At 38.3% G+C, this 16,254-nt stretch carries 12 protein-coding genes; 10 read left to right on the top strand and 2 right to left on the bottom strand.

Annotated elements, in window-relative coordinates; genetic code table 11:
* Nucleotides 1-39 precede the first annotated feature (39 nt).
* The 4 genes from miaB to RCJ93_RS06095 all read left to right on the top strand — a co-directional run bounded on the left by miaB (nucleotide 40) and on the right by RCJ93_RS06095 (nucleotide 4,339).
* Nucleotides 40-1,587, top strand: coding sequence for a tRNA (N6-isopentenyl adenosine(37)-C2)-methylthiotransferase MiaB (gene miaB, locus RCJ93_RS06110; RefSeq protein WP_150283937.1), 1,548 nt, complete (start codon nucleotides 40-42; stop codon nucleotides 1,585-1,587).
* The gene (locus RCJ93_RS06105; protein WP_066785828.1) at nucleotides 1,587-2,021 is read left to right on the top strand and encodes a RicAFT regulatory complex protein RicA family protein; all 435 of its coding nucleotides are present in this window, start codon (nucleotides 1,587-1,589) and stop codon (nucleotides 2,019-2,021) included. Before miaB ends, RCJ93_RS06105 begins: the two co-directional genes overlap by 1 nt.
* A 146-nt stretch (nucleotides 2,022-2,167) precedes the next feature.
* Nucleotides 2,168-2,722 carry an outer spore coat protein CotE gene (cotE, locus tag RCJ93_RS06100; protein ID WP_066791840.1) on the top strand — a complete coding sequence of 185 codons (555 nt, stop codon included), beginning with the start codon at nucleotides 2,168-2,170 and terminating at the stop codon, nucleotides 2,720-2,722.
* A 288-nt stretch (nucleotides 2,723-3,010) separates the two neighbouring features.
* On the top strand, nucleotides 3,011-4,339 hold the full coding sequence (locus RCJ93_RS06095) for a GntT/GntP/DsdX family permease (protein ID WP_251645703.1): 1,329 nt from the start codon (nucleotides 3,011-3,013) through the stop codon (nucleotides 4,337-4,339).
* 36 nt (nucleotides 4,340-4,375) lie between these two features.
* Here the strand turns inward: RCJ93_RS06095 and RCJ93_RS06090 are convergent, their stop codons facing one another.
* Nucleotides 4,376-5,221, bottom strand: coding sequence for a MurR/RpiR family transcriptional regulator (locus RCJ93_RS06090; RefSeq protein ID WP_066785838.1), 846 nt, complete (start codon nucleotides 5,219-5,221; stop codon nucleotides 4,376-4,378).
* Between the two features lie 138 nt (nucleotides 5,222-5,359).
* On the opposite strand from RCJ93_RS06090, the gene gnd reads away from it, so the two are divergent.
* Nucleotides 5,360-6,256, top strand: a complete 897-nt coding sequence (gene gnd / locus RCJ93_RS06085; protein WP_446738628.1) for a phosphogluconate dehydrogenase (NAD(+)-dependent, decarboxylating) — start codon at nucleotides 5,360-5,362, stop codon at nucleotides 6,254-6,256.
* Between the two features lie 111 nt (nucleotides 6,257-6,367).
* Here the strand turns inward: gnd and gntK are convergent, their stop codons facing one another.
* A complete protein-coding gene (gene gntK / locus RCJ93_RS06080) occupies nucleotides 6,368-7,912 on the bottom strand; it encodes a gluconokinase (protein ID WP_446738627.1) in 1,545 nt (514 codons plus the stop codon).
* Between the two features lie 319 nt (nucleotides 7,913-8,231).
* On the opposite strand from gntK, the gene mutS reads away from it, so the two are divergent.
* The 5 genes from mutS to miaA are packed head-to-tail and all read left to right on the top strand — an operon-like array spanning nucleotide 8,232 to nucleotide 16,245.
* Nucleotides 8,232-10,835: a DNA mismatch repair protein MutS gene (gene mutS / locus RCJ93_RS06075; protein ID WP_446738626.1), complete on the top strand. Its 2,604-nt coding sequence runs from the start codon at nucleotides 8,232-8,234 to the stop codon at nucleotides 10,833-10,835.
* 12 nt (nucleotides 10,836-10,847) lie between these two features.
* Entirely contained in the window at nucleotides 10,848-12,734 is a 1,887-nt protein-coding gene (mutL, locus tag RCJ93_RS06070) for a DNA mismatch repair endonuclease MutL (RefSeq protein ID WP_446738625.1), read from the top strand.
* A 25-nt stretch (nucleotides 12,735-12,759) separates the two neighbouring features.
* Nucleotides 12,760-14,415, top strand: a complete 1,656-nt coding sequence (locus tag RCJ93_RS06065) for a glycerol-3-phosphate dehydrogenase/oxidase (RefSeq protein ID WP_446738624.1) — start codon at nucleotides 12,760-12,762, stop codon at nucleotides 14,413-14,415.
* Nucleotides 14,408-15,346 (top strand): alpha/beta fold hydrolase, encoded by a 939-nt coding sequence (locus RCJ93_RS06060; RefSeq protein WP_446738623.1) that lies wholly within the window; start codon nucleotides 14,408-14,410, stop codon nucleotides 15,344-15,346. Before RCJ93_RS06065 ends, RCJ93_RS06060 begins: the two co-directional genes overlap by 8 nt.
* The gene (gene miaA, locus RCJ93_RS06055; RefSeq protein WP_446738622.1) at nucleotides 15,328-16,245 is read left to right on the top strand and encodes a tRNA (adenosine(37)-N6)-dimethylallyltransferase MiaA; all 918 of its coding nucleotides are present in this window, start codon (nucleotides 15,328-15,330) and stop codon (nucleotides 16,243-16,245) included. The genes RCJ93_RS06060 and miaA overlap by 19 nt, the downstream gene beginning before the upstream one ends.
* Nucleotides 16,246-16,254: the final 9 nt, after the last annotated feature.

Below are 16,254 nucleotides of genomic sequence, written 5' to 3'. Positions count from 1 at the left end.
ATAATAGGAAGATGGGTACTCGATCGAAAGGAGAATACCATGAACGAAGAACAACGACTAGCTAGTCAACAAGCAATAAATTCTAAGTCATCCAGTGCAAATACTGAAAAAGACTATAGCAAATATTTTCAAAGCACGTATACGGCCCCTTCTTTAAAAGATGCCAAAAAACGCGGCAAGGAAGAAATCCAATACCATAAGGATTTTAATATTGATGAACAATTCATGGGTATGGGGACGGGACGTAAATTTTTAATCCGTACATACGGCTGTCAAATGAATGAACACGATACAGAAGTAATGGCTGGCATCTTCTTGCAGCTTGGCTATGAACCAACCGAAAATGTCGAAGAAGCGAATGTTATACTGATGAATACATGTGCCATTCGAGAAAATGCCGAAAACCGTGTATTTGGTGAGCTAGGGCATCTAAAACCATTAAAACTAAAAAATCCAGATCTGCTGATTGGTGTTTGTGGCTGTATGTCCCAAGAAGAAGCAGTGGTCAAGAAAATATTAAAAACATATGATCAAGTTGATATGATTTTTGGCACACACAACATCCACCGGCTTCCTGAAATCTTAAACGAAGCTTACCTTTCAAAAGAAATGGTGATTGAAGTATGGTCCAAGGAAGGCGATGTAATAGAAAACCTTCCAAAGGTACGTAAAGGAAATACAAAGGCATGGGTAAATATCATGTATGGCTGCGACAAGTTTTGCACCTATTGTATCGTCCCATACACAAGGGGCAAAGAACGAAGCCGATTGCCGGAAGATATTATTCAAGAAGTACGTTCTCTTGCTTCTCAAGGGTATCAAGAAATTACACTGCTAGGCCAAAATGTTAACGCTTATGGCAAAGACTTTGAGAATAGACAATATCGCTTGAGCCACTTAATGGACGACTTACGTAAAATTGATATTCCGCGCATTCGTTTTACGACAAGCCATCCAAGAGATTTTGATGACGCATTAATAGATGTCTTAGCGCAGAAAGGCAATTTGGTAGAACATATCCACTTGCCTGTCCAATCAGGCTCATCGGATATGCTGAAAATTATGGCTCGAAAATATACGCGTGAAAGCTATCTAGAACTAGTGCGTAAAATTCGTGCGAAAATGCCGGACGTAGCGTTGACAACTGATATTATTGTTGGATTCCCGAATGAAACAGAAGAACAATTTGAAGAAACGTTATCTCTCTACAAAGAAGTAGGTTTTGAAATGGCCTATACTTATATATATTCAGCTCGCGCTGGAACACCAGCTGCTAAAATGCAAGATAATGTGCCGTTAGAAGTGAAAAAAGATAGACTACAGCGTTTAAACGCTGTGGTAAATGAATATTGCGGCAAAGCATTGAAAAAGTATGATGGTGAAATTGTAGAAGTTTTGGTAGAGGGAGAAAGTAAGCGAAATCCTGATGTTTTAGCAGGATATACAAGAAAAAATAAACTCGTTAACTTTAAAGCGCCTAAAGAAGTAATCGGCAAATTAGCTAAAGTCAAAGTGACAGAAGCAAAAACATGGTCTTTGTCAGGTGAATTGGTTGAAGTAATAGCGAGTGAAGAGGTGAAGGTATAATGACAGAATTATATACAAAAGACGATATTATTAAAAAAGCACATGAAATTGCACACATGATTGCAAATACTGAAGAAGTAGATTTCTTTAAACGTGCAGAAGCACAAATTAATGAAAATCAATTTGTTCGCGAAAAAATCGCTAGTCTAAAAAGCTTACAAAAACAAGCTGTAAATTTCCAACATTACGGAAAAGAAAAAGCACTAAAATTAATTGATGAAAAAATCGAGAAAATCGAAGCAGAAATTGATGAATTGCCGATCGTCGTAGAATTTAAACAATCACAAGGCGATGTCAACGACCTATTACAGCTTGTATCAAATTCAATTGCTAACAGAGTAACAGATGAAATTGTGGAAACAACAGGCGGCGATGTATTAAGAGGCGAAACAGGATCTAAAGTGCGTAATTCACAGCCTGGAAGCTGCTCATAATTTAGTGGCGCATCATCAGAGATGTCTTAAAACAACTTCTTGTTTTAAGGCATCTTTTTTGTCCATTTTTATTTTTCAACTGATTTAAGAACCTGCTAGGCCATAGCCGCATATGATGAGGTGAACGGAATAAAGGAGGAATCATGCTGAAACAGTTACGTCATATTGTGACAAAAGCAGTGATTGCAAAGGGTAAAAAAAGTACAGAATGCACAGAAAACTTGCGTCCGCCAAATAATCCATCAAGTATCTTAGGATGCTGGGTCATCAATCATACTTATTCTGCAAAAAAAGTCGGCAAGTTTGTCGAAGTCACTGGCAAGTATGATATTAATGTATGGTATGCCTATAACAATCATTCTAAAACGGCTGTCCATTCAGAATCCATCCCCTATAAAGAAAGAATCAAGCTACATTACAGGGATGAAGACGAGTCAACAGGTAAAGAAGAGGTGCACATCCGTGTCATCCAGCATCCAAACTGCATTGAGGCTATTATTTGTCCGGATGGAGAAAAATTTATTATTACAATAGAGAGAGAATTACTGGCGGAAATTGTGGGAGAAACAACGATTTGCATTAGCATCCATCCATTAGATGATGAAGAAGAATGGGACTTTAAAGATGAGAGCTCTTCTTCTTCCAGTTCTTCTAGCTCGTCCAGTTCCTCAAGTGGATTAGAATCATCATCATTTGGATAAATCAGCGACTCTTCTGAAAGAGTGACAATCTAGTTAGTTTTGATCTTGATATCTGTTAATAGTGGGAAAAGTATAAAATTGAGCCGAGAGCAAATCTCGGCTTTTTTGTTTTAAATTGTATAGTTTTAAGGTATTGGGGAATACAAAGAGAAATGGTATATCTTAGAATATCGAAAGTTCGTGTATTTTTTTTTCATATTCTATATTGATTAATAAAAATTTTTTCCTTATAATAAGTCTAATGAAAATGCTTACATGATAGAAGAACATATAAAAGGGGGAAGTAAAATGGACGCATATTTATTGTTGATTACACTGCTAGCGATTGTCATCGTTATCTTAGGTGTATCTGTCTTTAAATGGCATGCTTTTATTAGTTTATTGATTGCTAGTCTGTTCCTTGCTATTTTCACTGGCATGAAGCTGGATGAAATCGTAAAAGCATATGAAACAGGTGTTGGTGGGACGCTCGGCCACTTAATTGGCATTATCGCACTTGGCGCTATTCTAGGGAAGATGCTCGCTGAGTCAGGGGCAGGGCTACGCATCGCAAATTACTTTATAAAAGTGTTCGGAGAAAAGAAATTGCCTTGGGCTATGTTTTTCTCTGGATTTGTAATTGGGATTCCAGTCTTTTTTGAGGTAGGAATTCTAATTTTACTTCCGCTTGTCATTTCGATACAAAAAGCATCAAAGAAAAATATTTTATTAATTGCATTACCTGCAATTGCTGGATTGTCTATCGTACATGGTTTAGTTCCACCACATCCAGGAGCAGTAGCAGCTATAGGCATCTACAATGCGAACTTGGGAAAAGTGCTTTTATATTCTTTAATTATTGCCATTCCATCAGGTATTATCGGAGGTCCGCTTTACGCTAAGTTTATTAGTAAACGTGTCACTCCCGAAGAAGAGCCTGAATTTGTCCATGTAGAAGAAATACCAAAGGACAAAATGCCAAGCACTTGGATTTCATTCTTTTCTATTCTTTTGCCGGTTATTTTAATGGTACTTGGTACTATTGCGCCATATATAAAAGCAAGTGAAACAATTGAAAAACTATTCACTTTAATCGGTAGCCCGCTAATCGCATTATTGATCTCTGTCTTCTCAGCATACTATTTCCTTGGCCTGCGTTTAGGACAAGATCGCAAGGCTATCAAGAAATTTACAGAAGATTGCTTAGTCCCAGTTGGCTCAATTGTTTTGATTATTGGTGCAGGCGGCGGATTTAAACAAATTTTGATCGATAGCGGTGTCGGTGATACGATTGGCAATTTGGCACAGAATTTCTCTGTATCACCTCTAGTACTGGCGTTTATTATTGCTGGTTTAATTCGTATCGCGACAGGTTCCGCAACAGTTGCACTGACAACTGCAGCAGGCATTGTATCTCCCATTATTGCTAATATGTCTGGTGTTAACTTAGAGTTACTGGTTATTGTAACGGGTGCTGGTTCATTAATGTTTTCACATGTGAATGATGCAGGATTCTGGATGGTTAAAGAATATCTAGGTTTATCAATTAAAGAAACGTTTAAAACTTGGACAGCTTTAGAGACCATTCTGTCATTTATGGCTTTTATCTTTGCATTAATCTTAAACGCGTTTATTTAATAAAAAAGGAGAAGATATCATATCTTCTCCTTTTTTTTATATACGTGTTTTAGCAATAGCATCGCGAATATGTTCGAGGGCTACATTTGCTTCTTCTTTATGCTGCACCATGGTGTTTACATAAAGAGCATCAATAATGCTTAACTGACCAATCCTAGACGATAATGCTTCTGAGCGGTATTCTGTTTCCTCTGAACTCGTGTAGAGGGAGGCATCAGCTAACTGGCTTATTTGAGATTTAGGAAATCCTGTGATGGCAATGATTGCTGCACCTTTGTCCTTAGCAGTTTTAGCAATTTGCAGCGTATCCAGATTGCGACCAGAATGAGAAATGACAATGGCAACATCGTCTTTGGAAAGTTGAGAAGCGGACATTAATTGGAAGTGAGAGTCAATAAAAGCAAAACATTTTTTTCCTGTCCGAATAAATTTATGATACGCATCCATAGCGATCACAGAAGAACCACCAGTACCATAAAAATAGATGTTAGTTGCATTGCAAATCAAGTGAGTCGCTTTCACAATTGCTGATCCATCAATTACATGGAGTGTATTTTCAAGTGTTTGGATATTAGACTTGAAAATTTTTTCAAAGATAGTGATTTCATCATCATCTACTTTTATTTCTTCATGTATTTGTTTAATAGGCTTTGTGATTTCGGCTGCAAGAGCTATTTTCATGGCTTGGTATCCTTTAAAACCTAAGCGCTTACAAAAGCGGAAAACAGTTGCATCTGCAATATTTAAGTCTTGCGATACTTCGTTAATTGTTTGATTAACGATTTTTTCGGGTTTATCTTTAATATAGTCAGCTATTTTCTTTTCTTTTTCACTTAGGCGTGGATAGAGTGATTGAATTTTTTTTAACGTGTTATGGGGCATAATTAGAATCCTTTCCGTTCATACTCGTAAAAGTAGTATAGCATAATTCCGGTTAGAAATATTTTTTCATATTTTTAATTTAAAAAAGAAAATATTTTCGCTATAATAAAAGAAACAGAAGGAAAAGGAGTGTTTTAGGTGAATATTGGTTTAGTTGGTTTAGGGAAAATGGGCTTTAATTTAGGTTTGAATTTACTAAAACATGAACATAAAGTTTTTGCGACAGATGTGAATGAAGAAGCAACGTCAAAATTTAAAGAAGCGGGAGGCAATAGCTTCGGAACGTTAGAGGAACTTGTAGCAGCAATGCCAAAACCGCGCATTATTTGGTTAATGGTACCAGCAGGAGATATTACGAAAACAACGATTGAACAATTAAAAGGTCTGCTAGAAGCAGGGGATATCTTAATCGATGGCGGGAATTCACATTATAAAGAAGCAATGCGCATCTCCGAAGAGTTAAAGCAATCTGGTATCTTCTTTATGGATTGTGGCACAAGTGGCGGAACTTCTGGGGCACTAGAAGGTGCTTGTATGATGATTGGTGGAGAGGAAGAAGCTTTCCAAACTATACAACCGATCATTAAAGACATCTGTGTAGAGGACGGTTACTTATATGCAGGGAAATCAGGTAGTGGTCACTTCCTCAAAATGATTCATAACGGTATTGAATACGGGATGATGCAAGCGATCGCGGAAGGATTTGAAGTATTAGAAAAAAGTCCATTTGATTATGACTACGAAAATGTAGCGAAAATGTGGAATCATGGATCTGTTATTCGTTCATGGCTAATGGAATTAACTCAAAATGCTTTCTCAAAAGATCCTAAATTAGATCAATTGAAAGGGATTATGCATTCATCAGGCGAAGGGAAATGGACTGTTGAAACAGCGTTGGAATTACAAGCACCAGTGCCAGTAACATCACTTGCTTTGATGATGCGCTATCGATCATTAGAAGAAGATACGTTTACAGGAAAAGTGGTAGCTGCTCTTCGCAATGAATTTGGCGGCCATGCAGTTGAAAAAAAGTAATAAATGAATAAATGAAAGAGTCTTTTGCCTTTTGGGTGACTGGCTCTTTTTTTAAGCAAAAAAATGTCCTATTGCTAGAGCAGATTGTCTAGTAATAGGACATCATCATATTTATTTAACCCATTTTTCTTGGAATTTGGAAATGTCTTCGTATTCTTGTGAAAGCATCCGAGAAATACGAATAAAGATAGGAATCAATTCAACATATAATTCAACATTTTCTTCGATTGGTTTGTGTAGATGTGTAGAACCAACCCATTCAGAAACAATTGAAAAATCTTCAATTTCGCCTAGTGCATACATGCCTAGAACGATGGCACCTAAGCAAGAGCTTTCAAAACTTTCGGGAACAGAAACTTCTTGATTGAAGATATCAGCCATCATTTGGCGCCATAATGCAGAACGGGCAAAGCCACCAGTGGCTTGGATTTTATTTGGCACCCCAATTACTTCTTGAAGGGCGATAAAGACGGTATACAAATTAAAGATAACACCCTCTAATACTGCACGGATCATATGCTCTTTTTTATGATGTAAACCTAAGCCGAAGAAAGAACCACGGGCATTGGCATTCCAAAGTGGTGCACGTTCACCGGCTAAATAAGGATGGAATAGTAGACCATCTGAACCTGGATTTACATTGGAAGCAATCTTTGTTAACACATCATATGGATCAATACCTAGACGTTTGGCTGTTTCAACTTCTGAAGAAGCAAGTTCATCACGCAGCCATCTAAATGTCATACCACCATTATTGACAGGTCCACCAACAACCCAATGCTTATCTGTGAGTACGTAGCAGAAGATACGCCCTTTTGGATCGGTTACAGGTCGGTCAGTTACAGTACGGATGGCTCCGCTCGTCCCAATTGTTACGGCTACAACGCCTGGATCGATTGCATTCACACCTAAGTTAGAAAGAACACCGTCATTCGCTCCTACGACAAATGGAATATGTGTAGGGATACCAAGTTCTTCAGACACTTCTTGTTTTAAACCATTGAGATAGAATGTTGTTGGCACAAGCTCAGAAAGTTGGTCTTTTGTAATGCCTGCTACTGACAGTGCTTGCTCATCCCACGCTGCATTTTTAAGGTTGAACATGCCTGTTGCAGAAGCAATAGAATGGTCCACTATATAGCGTCCGAAGAAATGATGAAATACATATTCTTTCATACTAATAAACTTATAGGTTTTAGAGAAAATCTCTTTTTTCTCGTGGCGTAGCCATGTAATTTTACATAAAGGGGACATCGGATGGATCGGTGTACCTGTTCGACTGTAAATATCATGCCCATTCATTTCTTTTTTTATTTTTTCTGCCCAATCAGTGGCACGGCTATCGGCCCAGGTGATGCATCTAGTAAGGGGTTTCCCGTTTTCACCAATAGCAATAAGGCTATGCATGGCAGCGCTAAATGATACCAATTTTAATTGTTCTACATTTATTTGGCTCTTCTCAATAGCAACTCGAATAGTTTCTTTTACTGCAATTAAAATTTCGTCGGGGTCTTGTTCAGCTACGCTAGGAGTTGGGCTATATAAAGGATATCCTGCACGATGTGTACTGATGACTTGGCCTTTTTCGCCAAATAAAACAGCTTTTGTTGCAGTCGTGCCAATATCAACACCAAGGTAATAAGATCTATTTGACATGTAGATGGCTCCTTTTGTTATCTTTTAAGTTCATTTCGCTCATCTGGTAAAACCATTGTAAGGAAACGTTAAATAGATATAATAAATTAAATAATAAAAATTATTTCTTGTAATAAAACGATTACAGAAAAAATATTTCCTTTTCTATTTTAGCTGTTCTATTCAGGGAAGAAAAGGATTGTAACGTAAATGCCTTAAAAATTTTAAAGGTAGTAGCTGAGCTTCCTATAAAAACACTTTCCAATGACTGATAAACGATTTTTCGACATCCATTTGCTATAATAATAATAAGATTTAGCAACATAAGAGAGGTATTAAAATGTCTTATACACCTATGATGCAACAATATTTGCAGATAAAAGCAGATTATAAAGATGCTTTTTTATTTTTTCGCTTAGGCGATTTCTATGAAATGTTTTTTGATGATGCTGTTCGTGCTTCTCAATTATTAGAAATTACATTAACGAGCAGAGATGCAGGCTCAAAAGAGCGTATACCCATGTGTGGCGTTCCTCATCATTCTGCCCAAAATTACATTGAAACACTCGTACAAAAAGGATTTAAAGTAGCTGTCTGTGAACAAACAGAAGATCCAAAAGTCGCAAAGGGTGTAGTTAAACGAGAAGTGGTTCAACTTATTACGCCAGGCACTATTATGGAAGGTAAAGACCTAGATGGTAAGTCCAATCACTTTATTGGTGCAGCTGTAAAACTAAATAATAATCAATTTGCATTCAGTTATCTTGATCTTTCAACAGGGGAAGCGGCTGCAATGTGGATTGAAGGCGAGAAAAAAGAATTGTTCCAACAGCTGCATGCTTTGAATATTAGAGAATTGGTGATAGAAGAAGCTGTTTACGATGACTTCCAAAGCCTTGCCTCTTCTTCATCTGTTGTTCTATCAATCGAGAATAGGGTTGATAGTGTAGCAGAACACCATCTACGTTATTTTGCAGATGTACCAAAAGAGTTGCACAAAGCTTGCCAGTTATTGCTTTGTTATATTGAACATACCCAAATGCGTTCATTAAGTCACATACAATCATTTGTTTTCCATGAAACCAAGCATTATTTGAAGATTGATGCCAACTCCAAACGCAATCTAGAGTTGATTTCTTCATTACGTGGTGATTTGAAGGGAACGCTACTTTGGCTATTGGACGATACATCTACAGCGATGGGCGGTCGGAAATTAAAGCAATGGCTCCATCAGCCATTAGCCAGCCGTGGTGCAATTGAACAACGTCTAAACATTGTAACGGAACTGCTAGAAGATTATTTTGCAAGGGCAGAATTAAAAGAGCTTCTTTCGAAAGTTTATGATTTAGAACGACTTGCTGGCAGAGTGGCTTTTGGCAATGTAGGCGGCAGAGATTTGGCTCAATTACGTGATTCCCTATACAACATTCCTGCTATAAAGAATGTGCTATTAAAATCGAACGGGGATCAACTTCCTTCGCTAGGTCGGGTAATTGACGCGTGTGATGATGTTCTAGCTTACTTAAGTAATGCCATTACAGACCATCCGCCTATCTCAGTCAAAGAAGGTGGCGTTATAAGGGAAGGCTTCAATGAAAAGCTTGATGAATTTCGAGATGCTTCACATAACGGGAAAGATTGGATAGCTCAATTGGAACAAAGAGAGCGGCAAGAAACAGGGATTAAAAACTTGAAAATCGGCTATAACCGTGTATTTGGCTATTACATTGAAGTGACAAAATCCAATATCAATGCAGTAGATTTATCTCGTTATGAACGAAAACAGACATTGGCCAACGCTGAAAGATATATTACAGAGGAATTAAAAGAAAAAGAATCTATCATTTTGCATGCCGAAGAAGAAAGTCTGGTCCTTGAATATCAACTATTTACAGAGGTCAGAGAGGAATTGAAACAATTTATTCCTCGGCTACAAGCATTGGCTGCTTCCATTAGCGAATTAGATGTTCTCATAAGCTTCGCTGAGGTATCGGATAAATATCATTTTATAAAACCGGTATTTCACACTGAACGTTCTATGAAAATTACAAATGGACGACATCCGGTTGTTGAAAAGATGATGAACAAGCAACTATATGTACCGAATGATTGCGTTTTAAGTGCTGAGCAAAATATGATGCTGATTACAGGACCGAATATGTCCGGGAAAAGTACTTATATGCGGCAAGTTGCATTAATTGCAGTCATGGCCCAAATTGGGTGTTACGTACCAGCAGATGAAGCAGAATTACCAATCATCGATCAAATCTTTACTCGGATTGGCGCAGCAGATGACTTAGCTGGTGGCCAGAGTACGTTTATGGTTGAAATGCTTGAATCTCAGCAAGCGATCACTAATGCAACAAGCAGCAGCTTATTACTCTTTGATGAAATAGGTAGAGGTACGTCTACGTATGATGGTATGGCATTAGCGCAGTCTATGATGGAATATATCCATGACAAGATTGGCGCCAATACGTTATTTTCTACTCATTACCATGAACTCACAACGCTTGAGAATGAATTAGAGAGGCTTCAGAATGTTCATGTTTCTGCAACAGAGCAAGACGGTAAAGTTGTATTTTTGCATAAAGTAAAAAAAGGACCAGCGGATAAAAGCTATGGTATTCATGTAGCGGAACTAGCTGAATTGCCTTCTGCTATTATTGAACGCGCACGAATATTACTAAACCAGTTTGAAGGCGCTGACCAAAATATAGAGAAAAATTCCATGAACAAATCACTAGCTGTGCATGAAGAAACACAGCTTTCCCTTTTCGAAGAAGAGAAGCCGGCGTCCCGTAAAACGAAAGCTGAGCTAGAATATTCACCTTCGGAAAATGAAATTATCAACACGTTGAAGCAAGTAAACGTCTCAGGTACAACACCAATGGAGGCACTGCAACTTGTGTACTCGCTTCAGCAGAAATTATTAAAGCAATAGGAGATGTAGTAAATGGGACATATTCATATTATGGATGAATTTTTGTCCAATAAAATTGCAGCAGGGGAAGTAGTGGAACGCCCTTCTTCTGTTGTGAAAGAACTAGTGGAGAATGCAATCGATGCAGGTAGTACTACTATTGAAGTAGTATTAGAAGAAGCAGGCTTAACTTCAATCCAAGTCATTGATAATGGCTGCGGCATGGATGAAGAGGATGCGCTAGTCTCTTTTCAACGCCATGCTACCAGTAAAATTAACAACGAGCATGACTTATTCCGCATCCGCACGCTAGGATTTAGAGGCGAGGCACTTGCGAGTATAGCATCGGTTTCAAAAGTTCATCTTGAAACTTCAAACGGAGAAAGTGGTATTGAAGTTTTTATGGAGGGTGGACATATTGTAGAGCAAAAACCGGGGCATTTGCGCAAGGGAACTAATCTGACTGTTTCACAGCTTTTTTTCAATACTCCTGCACGTTTAAAGTATATGAAGACTATACAAACAGAGCTTGGCCATACGATTGATTTGATGAACCGTCTTGCATTGTGCTATCCAGATATCGCATTTAGGCTCGCGCACGGGGCGAATACATTGCTTAAAACGAATGGGCGTGGTGATGTAAGGCAGGTATTAGCAGCTATCTACGGCGTGGCTAATGCGAAAAAAATGGTACATTTTGAAGGTCAAACAAATGACTATACTATATCTGGTTATGCGACAGCATCTGAAATTACAAGAGCTTCTAAAAATTATATCTCTATATTTGTTAATGGACGATGGGTGCGTCATTACACTATTCAAAAGGCGTTAATTGATGCCTATCATACTTTCTTGCCAATAGGCAGATATCCGATAGCTGTGCTTCATGTTGAAGGCGACCCGTATTTAACTGATGTGAATGTTCATCCTGCAAAACAGCAAATACGTTTAAGTAAAGAGCCCGATTTAATCCAATTGATTGAAACTTCTCTTCACCGTGCGATTCGTCAGTCGATGCAGCCTCCTGAAATAATGGAGAAAAAGAAAAAGATTCCGCGTTCTACAGAACAAATTAACTTCTGGAAGACGGTTAATTATGACACGACAAGCCTACCTCAATTCAATGAAAAACCTAAGTCAAAGGAAGAACCATTTATTCCAGAAGATTTAAAAGGGCAAGACAAAGGTTTTATTGTAGAGGAGAAATGGGAAGAGTTAAAAGATGGGCCGCAAATAGACATGATAGATGGCGTGGATGAGAGCGCTGAGCAATTGGAAGGTGATTCTAATGTTCCAATTGCTCAGGAAAGCCAACAACCTAATTCTTTCAAGGAACCATTTCCGGAATTGGAGGTTGTCGGCCAAATACACGGCACGTATATTGTGGCGCAAAGCATAGACGGATTCTATCTTATTGACCAACATGCAGCGCAAGAGAGGATAAAGTATGAGTATTTTAAAGAAAAGGTTGGGGAAGTAAATCCTGATGAACGTCAAGCGCTGCTTCTACCATTGACCTTCCATTATTCAGCAGATGAAGCACTCACTTTGAAGGAAAATACCAAGGCTCTCGAAGAAGTAGGTGTATATCTCGAGGAATTTGGCCAAAACTCATTTATAGTAAGGGAATATCCGACCTGGTTCCCTGTAAATATGGAATCAGAGATTATTGAAGAGTTAATTGAACAGGTGCTGCATAGCCGCGTAACGGATATAAAAAAATTGAGAGAGTCAGCAGCGATAATGATGAGCTGCAAGCGTTCCATTAAAGCTAACCATTATTTAGATCAGCCACAAATGGAAAGGCTATTGGAGGATTTAAAGCTGAGGGAGAATCCATTTACGTGTCCGCACGGTAGGCCAGTGATCGTTCATTTTAGAACATATGAAATTGAAAAAATGTTTAAACGAGTGATGTAAAAAGTGCAAAAGGAGGAAATTTAATATGTTTTCAGCCATTAAAAGAGATGAAGTAATGAACACGTTGAACAACTATTCATTCGATGTCTTAGTTGTAGGTGGGGGTATTACGGGCGCTGGGATTGCGCTCGATGCGGTATCACGTGGGTTGTCCGTAGCTTTAGTAGAAATGCAAGATTTTGCTGCGGGTACATCCAGTCGTTCAACTAAGCTTGTGCACGGCGGCTTACGTTATTTAAAACAGTTGCAAGTCGGTATTGTAAAAGAAACGGGCAGAGAAAGAGAAATCGTCTATGAAAATGGTGTGCATATTACGACTCCTCAGTGGATGTTACTTCCATTTTATAAAGGAGGTACATTTGGGCCTTTATCCACATCATTAGGATTAAATATGTATGACCGGCTTGCAGGCGTCAAGAAATCCGAACGTCGTACAATGTTATCGCCGAAAGAGACGTTAGCGAAAGAGCCATTATTGAACAAAGATAAGCTTAAAGGCGGAGGCTATTATGTAGAGTATCGTACAGATGATGCCCGCTTAACGATTGAAGTTCTGAAAAAAGCAGTAGAATTAGGTGCTGTATGCTTAAACTATGCGATGGTTGAGGATTTTGTATACGATGGCAAAAAAGTAGCCGGGGCAGTTGTGAGAGACCAAATCACTCAAAGAAAATGGACAATTCAAGCAAAATCTGTCGTGAATGCAACAGGGCCATGGGTAGATAAAATGCGCCAAAAAGATAAAATCAGTAATAATAAAAAGCTTAGACTTACAAAGGGTGTCCATATCGTTATTGATCAATCGCATTTTCCGTTACAACAATCTATTTACTTTGATGCACCTGACGGCCGTATGGTGTTTGCTATTCCACGGGATGGCAAGACATATGTTGGCACAACGGATACATTTTATGATAAAAATCCAGTAAAGCCAGTTGCGACGAAAGAAGACATTGATTATCTTTTAGATACGATTCATTATATTTTCCCTGATGTAGATGTGTCTGAAGAAGATGTAGAATCATGCTGGGCAGGTGTAAGGCCGCTGATTTATGAAGAAGGAAAAGATCCATCTGAGATATCACGTAAAGATGAAATTTGGGAATCACCTACTGGATTGCTGACAATGGCAGGCGGCAAATTGACAGGGTACCGCAAGATGGCAGAGAAAACAGTAGATAAAATAGTATCTAGCCATAAATTTAAAAAAGTCGGACCATGTATTACAAAAGATTTGTCTCTATCCGGGGCGAAAGGCATTCATTCTGGAAATTTTGAAGCATATATACATTACAAGGCGCAAGAAGGAACACGTTATGGTTTAACCTTTAACGAAGCAGAGAAACTTGTAAGACGTTATGGAACAAATATTGATGAATTGTATCGTATTATGCAAACATTGCCAAGAGAAGAAGGAATTCAGCTGCCTCTTGCTATGCATGCACAGTTGATTTATGCAATCCAATTTGAAATGGCATATAAACCAGCAGATTTCTTAGTACGGCGGTCTTCTAAAATGTACTTTGATATTGACAGTGTGAAGATGTATAAAGATGAAGTGATCAACTTGATGAGTAAGTATTTGCAATATACCAACGAAGAAGTAAATAAATTCACTAAAGAGTTAGAAGATCTACTTTATGATGCAGGACACTTTGCAAACGGAGCATCATATGAATAAGAAAACACTCAACGTAGCAGCTAAAGATGGTCATTGTTTGGCTGCTACTATTATTGAGCCTTCCAAAGAGATTAAAGGCCATATTCATATTTTACATGGCATGGCAGAGCATCAAGGCCGGTATCTCGACTTTGCAGAAAAATTAGCAGATACAGGATATCTTATCTCCATGCATGACCATCGAGGCCATGGCAAAACGGCCGAATTAAATCACGAAGTAAAAGGATTTTTTAGTGAGAAGAATGGTTTTGAACATGTGGTAGAAGATGTAAAGACAGTAACTGATGAAATACGCACACAGTACGAACTGCCGAAAATGATTCTTTTCGGACATAGCATGGGCTCTTTTGTTGCTAGGAGATATTCAGAATTATATAGCGAGGAGCTATGCAAGGCGATTTACTGTGGAACCGGTTCAGTCGGCGTACAGCATTATGCTGGTGCCAATTTGGCAAAAGGGTTAGCTGCTGGAAAAGGCAAACGCGAAGAAAGTAAGCTGTTGAATCAATTATCTTTTGGTCTGTTCAACAAAAAAATCAATCAACCCAAAACAGCTGTAGATTGGCTCACGAGAGATGAAGCAGAAATTAAAAAATACTTAGCGGATGATGATTGTGGTTTTATCTCTACCAATCAATTTTTTGTAGATTTATTGGAAGGTATTATTACATTGTCAAAGCGCGCTGAAGTAGCGCGAATTCGAAAAGATTTACCGATATTACTAATTAGCGGCTCAAAAGATCCGGTAGGCGGCTTTGAAAAAGGGGTTTGGCGTGTAGCTAGGCAGTTGAGCCGAGCTGGAATGCAAGATATTACTGTACAGCTGTTTGCTGAAATGCGTCATGAAATTTTAAATGAAATAAATAATGACTTTGTCATACAAACAATACTGAATTGGTTGGAGAAAAAAGAATGCAACAAAAAGATATAGATGTAATAGCGATTGTAGGGCCTACTGCTGTGGGGAAAACAGCACTAAGTATTAAACTAGCCAAAGCTCTTGATGGTGAAATTATCAATGGTGATTCCATGCAGGTTTATAAGGATTTAAACATAGGCACCGCTAAAATAACTCCAGGTGAAATGGAAGGGATTCCACATCATTTGTTGGATATTAAAGAGCCCACAGATTCAATGTCTGTAGCAGAATACCAGCAATTAGTACGGCATAAAATTAATGAAATAAAAGAAAGAGGGAAATTCCCCATTATTGTAGGAGGCACAGGTCTTTATATCCAATCTGTGCTATATGATTTTCGTTTTACAGACGAAAAAATTGATGAAGAAATTAGACGTCGTTACTACGATGAGTTAGAGGAAAAAGGACCGGAAGCTATGCATGCAAAGCTGATGTCAGTTGATCCCGAAACAGGCAGCACTATACATCCCAATAATACAAGGCGTGTTATACGTGCTCTTGAAATGGCAGAACACAGCACGATCAAAAAATCAAATGAAGAACAGCATCGTGGAAACATTCCAATCTATCAACATCGAATCATAGGTTTAGATATGGATCGAGCAAAGCTATATAGTCGAATCAATCAGCGAGTAGACCAAATGATCGATAAAGGGTTGCTTGAAGAAGTGGAACGGCTCTATAAAAGGGGAATTCGCGATGTCCAGTCTATTAAAGCGATTGGTTATAAAGAAATTTACGCATATTTAGATGGGTTAGTCTCATTCGATGAAGCTATAGTAACGCTAAAACGAAATTCTAGGCATTATGCAAAACGTCAGCTTACTTATTTTCGTAATAAGATGGAAATTGAATGGTATAACGCAGAAATGGGTATAGTGGAAATATTAAGCCAAATTTTAAGTAAATAGAGGATTCGG

The organism is Rummeliibacillus sp. BSL5 (genome assembly GCF_052928305.1).
This window is presented reverse-complemented; position numbering and strand designations above follow the sequence as displayed.

Bases quoted from the DNA above. Each gene is read 5' to 3' on its own strand.
- miaB (WP_150283937.1), top strand. From the start codon at position 40: ATGAACGAAGAACAACGACTAGCTAGTCAACAAGCAATAAATTCTAAG.
- RCJ93_RS06105 (WP_066785828.1), top strand. From the start codon at position 1,587: ATGACAGAATTATATACAAAAGACGATATTATTAAAAAAGCACATGAA.
- RCJ93_RS06095 (WP_251645703.1), top strand. From the start codon at position 3,011: ATGGACGCATATTTATTGTTGATTACACTGCTAGCGATTGTCATCGTT.
- RCJ93_RS06090 (WP_066785838.1), bottom strand. From the start codon at position 5,221: ATGCCCCATAACACGTTAAAAAAAATTCAATCACTCTATCCACGCCTA.
- gntK (WP_446738627.1), bottom strand. From the start codon at position 7,912: ATGTCAAATAGATCTTATTACCTTGGTGTTGATATTGGCACGACTGCA.
- mutS (WP_446738626.1), top strand. From the start codon at position 8,232: ATGTCTTATACACCTATGATGCAACAATATTTGCAGATAAAAGCAGAT.
- mutL (WP_446738625.1), top strand. From the start codon at position 10,848: ATGGGACATATTCATATTATGGATGAATTTTTGTCCAATAAAATTGCA.
- RCJ93_RS06065 (WP_446738624.1), top strand. From the start codon at position 12,760: ATGTTTTCAGCCATTAAAAGAGATGAAGTAATGAACACGTTGAACAAC.
- RCJ93_RS06060 (WP_446738623.1), top strand. From the start codon at position 14,408: ATGAATAAGAAAACACTCAACGTAGCAGCTAAAGATGGTCATTGTTTG.
- miaA (WP_446738622.1), top strand. From the start codon at position 15,328: ATGCAACAAAAAGATATAGATGTAATAGCGATTGTAGGGCCTACTGCT.